Genomic DNA, 376 nt, shown 5'->3' on the forward strand with positions numbered 1-376 from the left:
TTCGCCGCGCTCGAACATCAGGTCGACCGCGCCCTTGATGTCGGGAGCATCGTTCTTGCCGTGCGCCACGCCGGAAAACAGGGCTGGCGCGAGGCGGTTTCCCGCCCATCCCACCAATCCCGCAATCAGGACAATGAGCGGGAACGGAATGCTGAGCACATAGATGCCGAGAAAAGCGCAAAGCGCGAACGCCACCATCACCCGGATCTTCAAGGCGCGGCGGCCGATGCGAATCACCGCCTCGACCACGACCGCGAGCACGGCGGCCTTGACCCCGAAGAACAGAGACTCGACCAGTGGGACATCGCCGTAGAGCGCATAGAGGATGCTCAAGGTGAGCATGACGAGCGCTCCCGGCACCACGAACAGGATGACG

At 63.3% G+C, this 376-nt stretch carries 1 protein-coding gene; it reads right to left on the minus strand.

Translation table 11 applies throughout. The features are described 5' to 3' along the window. Window positions 1–376: chromate transporter (locus EN857_RS33510; protein WP_189522830.1), on the minus strand; the 376-nt coding region annotated here is incomplete at both ends.

The organism is Mesorhizobium sp. M4B.F.Ca.ET.214.01.1.1 (assembly GCF_004791545.1).
GTDB lineage: Bacteria > Pseudomonadota > Alphaproteobacteria > Rhizobiales > Rhizobiaceae > Mesorhizobium > Mesorhizobium abyssinicae.